Genomic DNA, 13,716 nt, shown 5'->3' with positions numbered 1-13,716 from the left:
CCCCGGCGCCTGGTGTACATTTGTCCACTACTGGACGATTGTAAAGGACAACATGACGCACGTAACCGGGTCAGCACCACGACGGGAAGACACTCCGCAGCATCCGGAGTTTGAGGCAGCGGTGGCAGGCGGCGCGCTGACGTCCGAGGGGCCGGGATCCCAGCACCGCTACCGCAACTTGATCCTGGGGGCCATCGGGATCCTGCTTTTCGCTATGGCGATGCTGACCAGCTACTCGAGCGCTTTCGGAAATCCGACACCCAACAATGTGCACCTCGCCGTCGCCGGCAATGCGGAAACGATCGTGGCTCTGGAGCAGCAGGGGTCACTCGATCTCACGGTCGTGTCGTCCGAGGCGAAGGCGCGAGCCGCCGTGCTCGATCGGGAGGTGGACGGCGCTGTCGTCCTTCCCACAGCCGGAAAGAACGCCGTCGTCACCACCTACATTGCCAGTGGCGCGGGTCGCGGCCTCGGTCAGGCGGTCTCCGGCATCGGCGGCTCGATCGCTCAGCGATTGAAGGCCACCAGCACGACGACCGACCTTGCACCGCTCCCACAGAAAGACCCCGTCGGATCCATTGAGTTCTACGCGATCCTCTTCGCCGGACTCGGCGCGGCGCTTGGTGCGACGGTCTTCGGCCGCATCCTCGGAACGGTCGACACCTCGACGAAGTTCGTCGAACGCAGCATCGTTCTCGTCCTCTACACAGGAGCCCTTGCCGGGTTGATCACCCTGTGGATCGATGCCGCCCTCGGTGCGGTGACCGTGAATCCGGGTGCCGTGTTCGCTGTCCTTTGGCTCACCGGGATGGCCATCGGGGGAGCCGTGACCGGTGTCGCCGCGCTCGGTGGAACTATTGCAGCGCTCCTCACGACGCTCGCCCTGGTGATCCTCGGCAACACGTCTTCTGGCGGGCCCCTCGGAATCCACCTTCTCAACGACTTCTTCCAGGCCCTGTACTACGTGTTCCCACAGGGGGACTCCCTCGACCTTCTGCGCTCGGTTCAGTACTTCGACGGTGCCGCCATTTCCGGCCCGATCATCCGGCTGGCGATCTGGGCCGTGGCCGGCATCCTGATGACCCTGATCGCAATGCTCATCCGCAACCGAAGAGAAGCCGCCGCTCAGCTGAGGGGCGGCGACCACCCCAGCGCCGACCACCCCAGCGCGGACTACCTGCAAGCCACAGCGTCACCGGCCTCTCACCCCGAACAAGCAGCACTCGACAAGCCCGCCGAGGTCACCCGGTGACCTGCAAGGCAACCCCTCTTCACCCCTAGAGACAGCAGTAATGACGCAACCGGAGGTTGACACAATGCCAGGCAAAATCGACGTTCACCAGCACCTGCTTCCGCCCCGCTACTTCGAGGCTTTAGCAGCGGCAGGGGATCAGGCAATGAGGACTACCACCGGGGCCGGGGCGGAGGCCGTTGAAGGCGGGTCCGCGCAATGGAACCCGTGGGACACCAGTGGCGGGACGGCTCCCAGGCAGGGCCCCCGGGCGATCGGTGGCTGGCTCATGCCCGAATGGGATCCCCGAGGGGCGATCACGATGATGGACGAGGCAGGAATCGAGACCGGGATTCTGTCGATCAGCGCACCGGGTGTGCACTTCGGCGACGACGCCGCGGCCCGCGAGCTCGCCCGCGACCTGAACGACTACCAGGCCGAGTTGGTCAAGGAACACCCGGGCCGATTCGGGCACTTCGCCGTGCTGCCGCTCCCGGATTTCGACGGTGCAGTCGCCGAAGCCGTGCGAGCACTCGACGAACTACACGCCGACGGCGTGCTCCTCCTCTCGAACGCCCACGGTCGCTACCTTGGCGATCCCGCCTACGAACCACTGTGGACGGAACTCGCCGCACGCTCGGCCGTCGTCTTCGTGCATCCCACCGCTCCCCACATGGCGCAGCTCCCCGGCCTGCCCACTGCCCTGGTCGACTTTCCATTCGACACCACCCGCACTGCCGTGGACCTCGTCGCCCACGGGGTGTTCGATCGGCACCCCAATCTCCGCGTGATCCTCTCGCACGCTGGCGGCTTCCTCCCGTACGCAGCGGAACGATTCAGCGCCGCCGCGATGTTCAACCCCGGCACCACTCCGGAGAGCATCCAGGCGGGCCTGCGGAAGTTCTATTTCGACACCGCCCTGTCCGCAACCCCCGCTTCCTTGCCGGCGCTCCTAGCGTTCGCGGAACCGGGCCATGTCCTCTACGGCAGCGACTTCCCCTACGCAGACCCCACGTGGAGCGCCCGCTTCGACCACTTCCTCGACACTTACAACGGCCCAGGCTCGGAGCGGCTGGGCGAGGTGCACCGCTCCGCCGCCGAGCAACTCTTTCCCCGCTTGGCCAAATGAGGGCAGATCGTTGAGGCGCATACACGGATAGCCATGAACCAGAAGCCTTCGCACCCTCGAAGGCCTTACTCGAGGTTGTCGGTGACAGCGCCGAGCAGGTCGGTCGTGGGGAAGTTTGTCTGGACGACCAGGATCCAGGTGCCGCCGAGAGCGAAGAACGTCGAGGTGGTGTCGACGGGGTACTCCTTGACCGGTGTCACCTGTTGACATGATCGACCGCCATGCGCGTCCGTGCAGGTGTATCCCGATACGGCGAGCTGCGTCATGAAAGAAGCCAACGTAGACGACGACTTCGTGCCCATCGCGACCGTGAGGCCGGAAATGTCTGACAGTGGGTCTTTCCAGATGCAGTACAGCGCAGGGGTCCCGATGACTGCGGCATCGAAGTCCTGCCGCGTCGGTACCGGCTGGGCCGTCGCGCCCGAGGGTACCGGTCGCAATTGCGTGACGGGTGTCGAACCGAAGAGCCGGGTGGCGTCGGCCGCTGCCACGACTGTGTCGCAGGTCTGGGGCACGGTGAGTGCGGGTGTCGGCTCCGAGGTGGCCGGCGCGGGCGGAGACGCGGTCACGGTGGGAGTCGGCGTGGTCTTCGGCACAGTCGATGGAGTCGGTGCCACGGCGGGCGCCGGGGCGGCGAAGGGATGCGGCACGAGGCCTAGCGCGACCGCACTGCTCGCCGTGCCCACAGCGAGTACGGCCACGATTCCGACGATCAGTCCGAAGCGGAAACGCGGGCTTCGGGGTGGTTCCACGACTGCGCCGCGGAGGGTGTTCTCTTTGATCGTGACGATCATCTTCGCGAGGTCGTCGCCGGTAGGAGGTTCAGTATCCATCGGGAGTCACCGCCTTCTTGAGTCGATTTCGAGAGCGCAGTACGCGCTGGGTAATGGCCCCGACACTGAGGCCGAGCATCTCGGCAGCCTCCGCGTACGAGCGGCCTTCGAGCAGGCAGAGTTCGCAGACTCGCTTGTCGATGGGGGCGAGAGTGTCGATTTCGTCGCGGACCCAACGGAGCCGCTCTCTGGCGAGGGCTTCGTCCTCCCGTATCGGCAACTCGTCGGGCAGCGCATCGACGCGGCTGCGGGCAGCCTTCCGCACGCTGTTGAGTGAATGGTTCCGACAGACGACAAGCAGCCACGGGAGCAGTGACTCGTGGGCCAATTGAAACGATCCGGCCTTGGACCACAGCGTGATGAACGTGTCTTGGACGATCTCTTCGACGTCCTGGCGGCTCGATGCAATGGCCCAGGCGTATCTCGTCAGTGTCGCTGCGTGACGGTCGATGACCTCAGCCAGCGCGTCTTTATCGCGAAGCGCCACTCGCAGTGCGAGATTGGTATCGCTTTCCGTGATCGGATTCATTCCAGCACCCCCTTCACTAGAGGAGTGTCCGGTAGCGGGCACAACCTCACAAGTGCGGCCGAATTAGTTGAAGGGGACAGGGCAACCCTCTCGATGGTCTGAGCTTTCTGCTGGCCTTCGGGTGGCTCTGCGCCCACTACGGGGTCGACGATGCCTCCGCGCGAGTCGCCCGGTGCCGTTGGGGTTACAGCCAGCTGCCAGAGGGCTCACCGGCGAGACTCCAGTAGATGCTGATCCGCCGCGGCGCGATCAGCAACTACTGGAGTCTCGCGCGTCGGGAGGCATGAAGCGACGCGGGCGTTAGGAGTCCGTTAGGGAACGAGGCCCCGGCGTAGGGATGTCGTTAGGACGGCCGGCGGGAGCGCGCGGCGGGTATCTACTGACCTGCTGTGCCCCTCGGGGGCATCGGGCCCCGATCGGGGTCTCGCCCGTTCGTCTCCGGTTGGAGTTGTAGTGCTCGACATCGTCTACATAGCCGTCGTGATTGCCGTCTTCGCGGTCGTCGCCCTCGTTGCGAGGGGTGTGGAGAAGCTGTGATCGTCTTCAACGTCATTGCGGCCGTCCTGGCCGTGGCCGCTCTCGTGTACCTGGTCTACGCGCTCGTGAAACCGGAGCGCTTCTGATGACCAGCACCGTTTCGGGGCTCCTCACCATCCTGACGCTCGTCGTGATCCTCGCGGTGCTCCACCGCCCGGTCGGCGACTACATGGCCTGGATCTACACGACCAAGAACAACTGGAAGATCGAGCGCGGCTTCTACCGCCTCATCGGCGTCGACTCGGCATCCGAGCAGACGTGGCGGGCCTACCTCCGCGGGGTCCTCATCTTCTCCGTCGTCGGCGTCTTCTTCGTCTACGTCATCCAGCGGATCCAAGAGATCCTGCCCTACTCGCTGGGCTTCCCCGCCGTGCCGCAGGGCCTCGCCTTCAACACGGCCGTCTCGTTCGTCACGAACACGAACTGGCAGTCGTACAGCCCCGACGTCACCCTCGGGTACGCCGTCCAGCTCGGCGGCCTCGTCGTGCAGAACTTCGTGTCGGCGGCTGTCGGCATCGCGGTCGCGGTCGCCCTGATCCGCGGTCTCGCCCGCATCAAGAGCGGCACGCTCGGCAACTTCTGGGTCGACCTGACGCGCGGTATCACCCGCCTCCTGCTGCCCGGCGCGATCTTCGCCGCAGTCGTGTTGATCATCGCCGGCGTCATCCAGAACTTCAACGGCTTCGAGAACATCACGACTCTCACCGGCGGTTCGGCCGCGATTCCGGGCGGACCGGTCGCCTCGCAGGAGGCGATCAAGGAGCTCGGCACGAACGGCGGCGGCTTCTACAACGTCAACTCGGCGCACCCGTTCGAGAACCCGACGGCCTGGACCAACCTGTTCGAGATCGTGCTGATGCTCATCATCCCGTTCTCGCTGCCGCGCACCTTCGGCAAGATGGTCGGCGACGTCCGTCAGGGCTACGCGATCGCCGCCGTGATGGGTGCGATCTACGCCGCCTCGCTCGCCGCCATGACCTGGTTCGAGCTGAACGGCGCCGGCACCGCGACCCGTCTCGCCGGAGGCGCGATGGAGGGCAAAGAGGACCGCTTCGGCATCTGGGGTTCCACCCTGTTCGCCACCACGTCGACGTCGACCTCGACGGGAGCCGTCAACTCGGCCCACGACTCGTTCACCTCGCTCGGCGGCATGATGGCGCTCCTGAACATGATGCTCGGCGAGATCTCGCCCGGCGGAACCGGGTCGGGCCTCTACGGCATGCTCGTGCTCGCGATCATCACGGTGTTCATTGCCGGCCTGCTGGTCGGCCGCACCCCCGAGTACCTCGGCAAGAAGATCGGGCCGCGCGAGATCAAGCTCGCCTCGATCTACATCCTGATCACCCCGGCCCTGGTTCTCACCGGAACGGCACTGAGCTTCGCGATCCCCGCGATCCGCGACAACGTGGAGAAGGTCTCGATCTGGAACCCCGGCCTCCACGGCTTCACCGAGGTGCTCTACGCCTTCACCAGCGCGGCCAACAACAACGGCTCCGCCTTCGCCGGCATCACGGCGAACACCCCCTGGATGAACACGGCCCTCGGCATCGCCATGCTGCTCGGCCGCTTCTTGCCGATGGTTTTCGTGCTGGCACTCGCCGGCTCGCTCGCCGCCCAAGACAAGGTGCCCGCCACCGCCGGCACCCTGCCCACGCACCGGCCGCAGTTCGTCGGCCTCCTGATCGGGGTGTCCGTCATCGTGACCGCACTCACCTACTTCCCGGTGCTCGCACTGGGCCCGCTCGCTGAAGGGCTGAAGTAACGCATGTCCACCATCACCGAACACCGCACGGACGAGGATCCCGCGCCCACCGCGACGAAGAAGGGCGCCTTCTCCGGCGCGCAGCTCGTCGAGGCTCTTCCCGGCGCATTCAAGAAGCTCGACCCGCGCGAGATGTGGCACAACCCGGTCATGTTCCTCGTCGAGATCGGCGCGGCCTACACGACGATTCTGGCGATCGCGCAGCCGTTCACGGGCGGGGCCGGCACGTCCGGAGGATCGACCGTGCCCGGATCCTTCACCTGGGCCATCGCTGTGTGGCTCTGGCTCACGGTCGTCTTCGCGAACCTCGCCGAGTCGGTCGCCGAGGGCCGCGGCAAGGCGCAGGCCGAGAGCCTCCGCAAGACGCGCACCAGCACGACGGCGAACCGCGTCGACTCGTACGACGCGGCCGCCGACGCCGCAGCCGAGAGCGCGACGCTCTCGTCGGTGTCGTCGGCCGACCTCACGCTCGGCGACACCGTCGTGGTCACGGCCGGTGAGCTGATCCCCGGTGACGGTGACATCGTCTGGGGCATCGCGAGCGTCGACGAGTCGGCGATCACCGGCGAGTCGGCCCCCGTCATCCGCGAGTCGGGCGGCGACCGCAGCGCCGTCACCGGCGGCACCCGGGTGCTGTCGGACCGCATCGTCGTGACCATCACGTCGAAGCCCGGCGAGACCTTCGTCGACCGGATGATCCGCCTCGTCGAGGGCGCGTCGCGTCAGAAGACCCCGAACGAGATCGCGCTCAACATCTTGCTCGCGTCGCTCTCGATCGTCTTCGTCGTCGTCTGCCTGGCTCTCAACCCGATCGCCTCGTACTCGAACGCGGCCGTGTCGATCCCGGTGCTCATCGCCCTGCTCGTCTGCCTCATCCCGACCACCATCGGCGCGCTGCTGAGCGCCATCGGCATCGCCGGCATGGACCGCCTGGTGCAGCGCAACGTGCTCGCCATGTCGGGGCGCGCGGTCGAGGCGGCCGGCGACGTGACGACGCTGCTGCTCGACAAGACCGGAACAATCACCTATGGCAACCGTCAGGCGGCCGAGTTCCTGCCTATGGAGGGCGTCGCCGTGAACGAGCTGGTCGAGGCCGCCGCGACGTCGTCGCTCAGCGACCCGACACCCGAGGGCAAGTCGATCGTCGATCTCGCCGTCACGCTCGGCTACGTCCGTGCCGAGAGCGTCGCCGGCGACATCGTGCCCTTCACCGCGCAGACCCGCATGTCGGGTCTCGACCTGCCCGACGGCTCGCAGATCCGCAAGGGTGCCGGCGGCATGGTGATCGCCTGGATCGAAGACGGCACGTCGCTCGCGGCGGTCGAGCGCCACGCACTGGACACCTCGATCGAGGCCGTGTCGAACGCCGGAGGCACGCCCCTCGTCGTCGCAACCCGCGCCGCGAACGGGAGCGGAAGGATCCTCGGGGTCGTCTACCTGAAGGACGTCGTCAAAACGGGTCTGGCGGAGCGGTTCGCCGAGCTCCGCACCATGGGAATCCGGACCGTGATGATCACCGGCGACAACCCGCTGACCGCCAAGGCGATCGCCGCCGAGGCCGGGGTCGACGACTTCCTCGCCGAGGCCACGCCGGAAGACAAGCTCGCCCTGATCCGTCGCGAGCAGGAGGGCGGCAACCTCGTCGCGATGACGGGTGACGGCACCAACGACGCCCCCGCGCTCGCTCAGGCCGATGTCGGAGTGGCGATGAACACGGGCACCTCGGCCGCGAAGGAGGCCGGCAACATGGTCGACCTCGACTCCGACCCGACGAAGCTCATCGACATCGTGCGCATCGGCAAGCAGCTGCTCATCACGCGGGGCGCGCTCACGACGTTCTCGATCGCGAACGACGTGGCGAAGTACTTCGCGATCATCCCCGCGATGTTCGCCGGGATCTTCCCGGGGCTCGGGCTGCTCAACATCATGCAGCTGCACTCGCCGGCGTCGGCCATCCTGTCGGCGATCGTCTTCAACGCGATCATCATCGTGATCCTGATCCCCCTGGCACTGCGCGGCGTCAAGTACCGGGCCGCCTCGGCCTCGGCGATCCTGAACCGCAACATCCTGGTCTACGGGGTCGGCGGCATCATCGCGCCGTTCATCGGCATCAAGATCATCGACCTCGTCGTCTCGCTCCTCCCGGGCTTCTAGCCCTCGTACTGGAAAGGAAGAATCATGAACACCCGCACACTCGCCCGCCAGTACTGGGTGGCCATCCGCGCGATGATCGTCTTCACGATCGTGCTCGGAGTCGCCTACACCGCAGTCATTACCGGCGTGGGGCAGCTCGTTGCCCCCGCTCAGTCCAACGGCTCCGTCGTGAAGGTCGACGGCGATGTCGTCGGCTCCGCTCTCATCGGCCAGAGCTTCACTGATAAGAAGGGGAACGCTCTGCCGGAGTGGTTCCAGTCGCGCCCCTCGGCCGCCGGCGACGGCTACGACGCCACCGCGTCGAGCTTCAGCAACTACGGCCCCGAGAACGACGACCTCATCGCCGCTGTCAAGGAGCGCAAGGCCGCCATCGCCACAGAGAACGACGTGCCCGCCTCGAGCGTGCCCGCCGACGCGGTGACGGCCTCCGGATCGGGGCTCGACCCGCACATCAGCCCGGCCTACGCGCTGCTGCAGGTCGACCGGATCGCCGCGGTGCGCGACCTCCCGGTCACGAAGGTCCGCGCGCTCGTCGAGTCGATGATCCAGAACCGCGACGCAGGCTACCTCGGCGAGAAGACGGTCAACGTGCTTCGGTTGAACGTCGCGCTCGCCGGGCTGAAAGGCTAGATCAGATGAAACGCGGGCGGCTCCGAGTGCTGCTCGGCGCCGCCCCCGGCGTCGGCAAGACCTACACGATGCTCGAAGAGGGCGCGCGCCTCCGCGACGAGGGCAAGACGGTGGAGGTGGCGGTCGTCGAGACCCACGGCCGCACCGCCACCGCCGCCCAGCTCGAGGGGCTGCCGGTGATCCCGCGCACCATCACCGAGCACCGGGGTGTCGAGCTGACCGAGATGGACCTCGACGCCGTGCTCGAGCGGCACCCGCAGGTCGCCCTCGTCGATGAGCTCGCCCACACCAATGCTCCGGGAAGCCGCAACGAGAAGCGCTGGCAAGACGTCGACGCCCTCCTCGAGGCGGGCATCGACGTCATCTCCACCGTGAACGTGCAGCACATCGAGTCGCTCAGCGACGTCGTGGAGCAGATCACCGGGGCGCCGCAGCGCGAGACGATCCCCGACCAGGTGCTCCGAGGTGCCGACCAGATCGAGGTCGTCGACCTGGCCCCGCAGGCGCTCCGAGACCGCCTGGCCGAGGGCAACGTCTACCCGGCGGCACGGATCGACGCCGCGCTGTCGAACTACTTCCGGCTCGGCAACCTGACCGCGCTCCGCGAGCTGGCCCTGCTCTGGCTCGCCGACGAGGTCGATTCCGCACTGAAGGCCTACCGGTCCGAGCACGGCATCGACAGCAAGTGGGAGGCCCGCGAGCGGGTCGTCGTCGCTCTGACGGGCGGGCCGGAGGGCGAGACGCTCATTCGGAGGGGCGCTCGGATCGCGGCCCGCGCCGCCGGTGGTGACCTGCTCGTGGTGCACGTCAGCAGGCAGGACGGCCTGGCCGAGACGTTCCCCGGCGCCCTCGCCAGTCAGCGCTCGCTGACGGAGAAGCTCGGCGGCAGCTACCACCAGGTGGTCGGCGACGACGTGCCCCGGGCCCTGGTCGACTTCGCGAAGGCGATGAATGCCACGCAGCTCGTGCTCGGCGTGAGCCGCCGCTCGCGGATCGCCGCCGCCCTCACAGGGCCCGGAATCGGCGCGACCGTCATCCGCGAATCCGGCGTGATCGACGTGCACATCGTGACCCACTCGAAAGCGGGCGGCCACTTCACGCTGCCCCGGGTCGGCGGCGCGCTGACGCTGAAGCGCCGCCTCGTGGGCAGTGCCCTGGCGCTGGCCCTCGGACCGCTCGTCACCTGGATCCTCGTCACGTTCCGCACCGACGAGACCCTCACCAGCGACGTGCTCGTCTTCCAGCTGCTGGTCGTCGTCGTCGCGCTGGTCGGCGGCATCTGGCCGGCGCTCTTCGCCGCCGTCCTCTCGGGCTTCACTCTCGATTTCTTCTTCGTCGAACCGTTCCACAGCGTCACAATCGCACGGCCTTTCCATCTGCTCGCCCTCGCCCTCTACGTGATCAACGCCCTGCTGGTCAGTTACGTCGTCGACCAGGCCGCCCGCCGTTCCCGATCGGCGGCCCGCGCGCTCGCCGAGTCGGAGCTCCTCGCCACGATCGCCGGAAGCGTGCTCCGCGGACAGGATGCCCTGCAGGCCCTGATCACCCGCACGCGGGAGGTGTTCCACCTCACGAGCGTGCAGGTCACCTCGGGCGCCGAGACCCTCTACTGCACCGGCGATCCGAAAGACGGCGACCACGTCACCCGCATCGAGGTCGGCGAGCACGGCACGCTCGAACTGCGCGGGCCCGACCTGGCCGCCAGCGAGCGCCGACTGCTCAAGGTGATCGCCGCCCAGGTCGACGCGGCACTCGAACATAACGCCCTCAGCGCGACGGCCGACGCCGTCAAGCCGCTCGCCCAGGTCGACCAGGTGCGTTCCGCCCTCCTGGCCGCGGTCGGCCACGACCTCCGCCGACCGCTCGCCTCGGCGACGGCGGCCATCGGCGGGCTGCAGACGCCCGGCGTCACCCTCAGCGACGTCGATCGACAAGAGTTGCTCGCCACCGCTGCGGAGAGCCTCGATTCTCTCGCCACCCTCGTGACGAACCTGCTCGATGTGAGCCGGGTCCAGGCCGGAGCCCTCGCGGTGTCGCTCGTCGACGTCGACGTCGACGACGTGATTCTCGGGGCCTTCGACGAGCTCGGCATCGGCCCCGACGAGGTCGATCTGGGCATCGAGCAGAACCTGCCGCCGGTCGTGGCCGATCCCGTCCTGTTGCAGCGCGTCGTCGTCAACCTGCTCGATAACGCCCTGCGCTACGACGCGCCGGGCGGGAGGGTGCACGTCTCGGCCAGCAGCTTCGCCGGCACCCTGCAGATCCGTATCGCCGACCGCGGACCCGGGGTCAGCCCCGATCGTCGCGAAGACATCTTCGTGCCGTTCCAGCGGCTCGGCGACACCGACAACACGACGGGTCTCGGGTTGGGGCTGGCCCTGTCGAAGGGCTTCACCGAGGGCATGGGCGGCACCCTCGAGGTCGAGGACACCCCGGGAGGGGGCCTGACGATGGTGGTGACGCTCCCGCTTCGGTGAGCTACTCCGTCTGCTCCGGAAGCGAGTGCACGAGGGCGTCGCCGAGAGCGATGAGCGTTCGTGTGGCGGCGCGGAGCTCGGCGCCCGAGAAGACGCCGTCGAAAGCCGTGCTGTAGACGTCAATCACTTGACTGACGGCGGCGCGGCCCTTGTCGGTGAGGTGAAGGAGCTGACTCCGGCGATCGGTGGGATGCGGGCGGCGCTCGACGTCGCTGGCTTTCTCGAGGCGATCGATCAGGGCCGTGATCGAGCCGGTGGTGTGGCCGAGCACTGCGGCCAGGTCGCGTGGAGAAACGTTCTCGGTACTGAACAGATAGACGAGCACGCGCAGATCGGTCGAGCCGAGCGAGAGCACCTGCGACAGATGCGAGCTCATTCGGAGGTTCTGCGACTGCAGGTGCTGGAAGGCACCGAGAAGCCCGATGAGCCCCGCTTGGTCTGGGTCGACAGATTCGGGAGTGGGGGAGGGAGCGGAGTCGGTCATGTCGTCCTGATCCGAATTCTGCCGCGACGGGAGGTTATTGACCGGCGGCGTAGTGGTTGGAGACCTGCTGGGCTGTGAGGACCGTGCTGTACACGGCCGCGTAACGCATGGATCCGGTGAAATAGTAGTTGCTCGCCGTGCCCGGCCAGCCGCTAGTCGTGTCGTAGCCGACACGGAAGTAGCCGGTGTAGTTCTCGGCGGCGGTGTACGAGGCGTTCGAGGCGACGAGCCCACCGTCGGCGTACAGGCGCATTCCGGTCGCGGCTGACAGGGTCGCGGCGACGTGGTGCCACTTGCCGTCGTTGTAGGCCTTGGTCGAGGTGACCACCTGGGTGGCGCCGTTGTAGGCACCGAAGACGAGCTGCCCCGACGTGTTCAGGTAGATCTGGCGATCGTGCTGGCCGGAGGCCGTGACCTGATTGCTGCCGAATCCGATGAGCAGCCCACCGGCGACGGTCGTCTTGAACCAGACCTCTTCGCTGAAGGTGGTCGGGTTGGCGACCGACGAGGGGGTCGAGACGAAGCTGGATGTGCCGTTGAGCACGTACGCGCCGCCGGTGTCGCGCGAGCACGCGATCGGCGTCGCGGTGCTCGAGGTCATGGTGCCCTGGTAGGTGCCGTTGGCCGCCTTGCCGTCGCTGTCGACAGCGGTAGTCGATCCCGATGCCTCGTTGAGGTAGTACTGGAACAGCGCGTTCGCCTTGTCGGCCGATTCGGCGTCGGTGCACTTGAAGTACGGGGCCGTCGCGGAGGTGTTCGTGCTGTTCGTGACCTTGGCGAAGTACCCGGCGGTCGACGAGGGCACGGTTTCGGCGGTGATGCAGACGGCGGCGAGGGCGACGACGGCGAGGCCGGCCAGAAGGTGGATGCGCCGGAGGGCCCGGAGGCGGCGGGCGATGCGGTTCGTCACGCGACGACCTCGTCCTGCTTCGGGGGGAGCCCGACGATCATGGTCCAGAGTAAGGGCAGCAGGCAGATGAAACCGAAGACGACCCACCCCCAGAAGCCGAGGTGCAGGGCCGTCGAGAGGCTGTAGAAGTCCTGGTGGGCCGAGGCCGGAACGGTGAGGTGCCCCACCTGGCCGGTGGCGAGGTCGGCATGGGTGCCGTGAACGGCCTGGACGCGGATCGGCAGCAGGCCGGTCGACACGACGATCGCGCCCGGGTGACCGCCGGTCGTGGTGACCTGCTCGACGACCACTCCGGTGAACGGCTTCAGGATGAACGCGGTGACCGAGACGACGAGCGAGACGCCGGTGATGCGGTACGACACCTTGCGGGTCGCGATCTTCACCCGGGCGGTGAGCAGCCACACGGTGATGATGCCGAGGAGCACGATGGGCAGCCCGCGGATGAGCCAGCCGAGCCCGGGCAGCACGGTGGTCGCCTTGCCGACGAGGTTCGAGTCGGTCAGCTGCCAAGGATCCGTGGCGCCGTTGATGTCGCCCCGGGTCGAGATGAGCCCGGTCGTGCCGATCCCGACCACGCGGTGCGTGTAGGTCTCGGTGGGCGAGGTCGGCGGGTGGAACGCGATGACGTCGCCCACGTGGAGGTCGTCGGCGGTCGTCGGGGTGGTGAGGACGAGGGTGCCGACCGGAGCCGCGGTTCCCATCGACGGGGTCTTGACGATGAACCAGCTGCCGCCCTGGAGGTGGAACAGCAGCGCTGCTGCGATCAGTGCCACGCCGAGCGCGGTGACGACGATCAGAGCGATGCTCGCGATCACGGTGCGTCGGGGGCGCGGTGTGAGGCTGGCGAGCTCGATGTGCTGAGCGTCGAGGGTGACGACGTCGTCGGCACGGACCGCGGCCGGCGCGAGGGGCGTCTCGGTCGGGGTGGTGTCGCGGATGTCGGTCACGATGATCTCCAGGGCTGTGGGCGGGAACTCCGGCGGGGGCTGGGGTTCCCGCCCGGCGGCGGGGTGGGGGCCGATTCGGCGGCCCCCGGTATT

Annotated in this window: 12 protein-coding genes; 7 read left to right on the top strand and 5 right to left on the bottom strand. The window is 67.5% G+C overall.

Features of this window, described 5'->3' with window-relative positions:
* Positions 1–52 precede the first annotated feature (52 nt).
* Complete coding sequence (locus ASF54_RS07655; protein WP_157510065.1) at positions 53–1,252, top strand: hypothetical protein; 1,200 nt, start codon at positions 53–55, stop codon at positions 1,250–1,252.
* Positions 1,253–1,292: 40 nt separating this feature from the next.
* Complete coding sequence (locus tag ASF54_RS07650) at positions 1,293–2,360, top strand: amidohydrolase family protein (RefSeq protein ID WP_326934331.1); 1,068 nt, start codon at positions 1,293–1,295, stop codon at positions 2,358–2,360.
* A gap of 65 nt (positions 2,361–2,425) precedes the next feature.
* Here the strand turns inward: ASF54_RS07650 and ASF54_RS07645 are convergent, their stop codons facing one another.
* Positions 2,426–3,193: a hypothetical protein gene (locus ASF54_RS07645; protein ID WP_055960596.1), complete on the bottom strand. Its 768-nt coding sequence runs from the start codon at positions 3,191–3,193 to the stop codon at positions 2,426–2,428.
* Entirely contained in the window at positions 3,183–3,722 is a 540-nt protein-coding gene (locus ASF54_RS07640; RefSeq protein WP_055960593.1) for an RNA polymerase sigma factor, read from the bottom strand. The genes ASF54_RS07645 and ASF54_RS07640 overlap by 11 nt, the downstream gene beginning before the upstream one ends.
* 533 nt (positions 3,723–4,255) lie before the next feature.
* Between ASF54_RS07640 and kdpF the strand changes: the two genes are divergently transcribed.
* Genes kdpF through ASF54_RS07620 form a run of 5 tightly spaced genes read left to right on the top strand, consistent with a single transcriptional unit; the run spans position 4,256 to position 11,282 of the window.
* Positions 4,256–4,345, top strand: a complete 90-nt coding sequence (gene kdpF, locus ASF54_RS16380; protein WP_123941179.1) for a K(+)-transporting ATPase subunit F — start codon at positions 4,256–4,258, stop codon at positions 4,343–4,345.
* Positions 4,345–6,021 carry a potassium-transporting ATPase subunit KdpA gene (gene kdpA / locus ASF54_RS07635; RefSeq protein ID WP_055960590.1) on the top strand — a complete coding sequence of 559 codons (1,677 nt, stop codon included), beginning with the start codon at positions 4,345–4,347 and terminating at the stop codon, positions 6,019–6,021. Before kdpF ends, kdpA begins: the two co-directional genes overlap by 1 nt.
* Before the next feature lie 3 nt (positions 6,022–6,024).
* Positions 6,025–8,175 carry a potassium-transporting ATPase subunit KdpB gene (kdpB, locus tag ASF54_RS07630; RefSeq protein ID WP_055960588.1) on the top strand — a complete coding sequence of 717 codons (2,151 nt, stop codon included), beginning with the start codon at positions 6,025–6,027 and terminating at the stop codon, positions 8,173–8,175.
* Positions 8,176–8,199: 24 nt separating this feature from the next.
* Entirely contained in the window at positions 8,200–8,805 is a 606-nt protein-coding gene (gene kdpC, locus ASF54_RS07625; RefSeq protein WP_055960587.1) for a potassium-transporting ATPase subunit KdpC, read from the top strand.
* A gap of 5 nt (positions 8,806–8,810) precedes the next feature.
* Positions 8,811–11,282 (top strand): sensor histidine kinase, encoded by a 2,472-nt coding sequence (locus ASF54_RS07620; protein ID WP_055960585.1) that lies wholly within the window; start codon positions 8,811–8,813, stop codon positions 11,280–11,282.
* 1 nt (position 11,283) lies between these two features.
* Here ASF54_RS07620 and ASF54_RS07615 read toward each other — a convergent pair whose 3' ends face one another.
* From ASF54_RS07615 to ASF54_RS07605, 3 genes are read right to left on the bottom strand one after another with little or no spacing between them, the layout of a single operon-like run.
* The gene (locus ASF54_RS07615) at positions 11,284–11,766 is read right to left on the bottom strand and encodes a MarR family winged helix-turn-helix transcriptional regulator (protein ID WP_055960582.1); all 483 of its coding nucleotides are present in this window, start codon (positions 11,764–11,766) and stop codon (positions 11,284–11,286) included.
* A gap of 34 nt (positions 11,767–11,800) precedes the next feature.
* Positions 11,801–12,676 (bottom strand): LamG domain-containing protein, encoded by an 876-nt coding sequence (locus ASF54_RS07610; protein WP_235480969.1) that lies wholly within the window; start codon positions 12,674–12,676, stop codon positions 11,801–11,803.
* The gene (locus ASF54_RS07605; protein WP_055960580.1) at positions 12,673–13,623 is read right to left on the bottom strand and encodes a signal peptidase I; all 951 of its coding nucleotides are present in this window, start codon (positions 13,621–13,623) and stop codon (positions 12,673–12,675) included. The genes ASF54_RS07610 and ASF54_RS07605 overlap by 4 nt, the downstream gene beginning before the upstream one ends.
* Positions 13,624–13,716 lie beyond the last annotated feature (93 nt).

The sequence above is a fragment of the Frondihabitans sp. Leaf304 genome, from assembly GCF_001423105.1.
GTDB lineage: Bacteria > Actinomycetota > Actinomycetes > Actinomycetales > Microbacteriaceae > Frondihabitans.
Note: the sequence above shows the minus strand (reverse complement) of the source record. Positions and strands in the feature narration are given on the sequence as shown.